At 75.1% G+C, this 1,041-nt stretch carries 1 protein-coding gene; it reads left to right on the forward strand.

The window, feature by feature from the left end:
* Nucleotides 1–152 precede the first annotated feature (152 nt).
* On the forward strand, nucleotides 153–1,041 hold an 889-nt coding region (locus DZF91_RS23300; RefSeq protein WP_147341304.1), incomplete at its 3' end, for an ATP-binding cassette domain-containing protein.

Raw genomic sequence — 1,041 nt, forward strand, 5'->3', positions numbered from 1 at the left:
CGCCGGGCCTCCGGTGACGACCTCCGGAACCGACGTCCCCCTGGGCGTCCGGGCGGCCGACCCCGGCGGCGTCCTCCCCGCCCCGCCCGCGGGGAGGGCGCCGCCCCGCCCTCGCCCCTCGCACACTCACCGAAGCCTCACGAAGGTTCGCCATGTCCCAGTCCTCATCGCCACCCGCGCCGGCCCGCCCGGACGCGGCGGTCGCCGCGAAGGCCGGCGGCGGATCCGCCCCGCTGCTGTCGCTGCGCGGCATCAGCAAGTCGTTCGGCGCGGTCGCCGCGCTCACCGACGTCGACCTCGACGTCTCCGCGGGCGAGGTCGTCGCCCTGGTCGGCGACAACGGCGCCGGCAAGTCCACACTGGTCAAGACGCTGTCCGGGGTGCACCCGCCGGACTCGGGGACCATCACCTTCGAGTCCCGCGAGGTGAGCGTCACCAGCCCGGCGGCGGCCCAGCAGCTCGGCATCGCCACCGTGTTCCAGGACCTCGCCCTCTGCGAGAACCTCAACGTCATCGAGAACCTGTTCCTCGGCCGCGAGCTGCGCGCGCTCCGGCTGGACGAGGTCGCGATGGAGGTCCGCTCCCGGGAACTGCTCCGCCAGCTCTCGGCGAAGATCCCGTCGGTGCGGGTGCCGGTCGCGGGCCTGTCCGGCGGCCAGCGGCAGACCGTGGCGATCGCCCGCTCGCTGCTCGGCGACCCCAAGATCATCATTCTGGACGAGCCGACCGCGGCGCTCGGCGTCGCGCAGACCGCCGAGGTGCTGAACCTCATCGAGCGGCTGCGCGAGCGCGGCCACGGCGTCATCATGATCAGCCACAACATGGCCGACGTGAAGGCGGTCGCCGACACCGTCGCGGTGCTGCGGCTCGGCCGCAACAACGGCGTGTTCGACGCCGCCACCACCTCCGCCGAGGAGCTCGTCGCGGCCATCACCGGCGCCACCGACAACGAGGTGACGCGCCGCGCCCGCCGCGCCGCGGCCCCCGCCCCCGCCGGCTTTGCTCCCGCCGACCCTGCCCCCGCCGACCCTGCCCCCGGCG

Origin of the sequence: Actinomadura logoneensis, from assembly GCF_003428695.1 — a bacterium.
In the GTDB taxonomy this organism is placed as follows: domain Bacteria; phylum Actinomycetota; class Actinomycetes; order Streptosporangiales; family Streptosporangiaceae; genus Spirillospora; species Spirillospora logoneensis.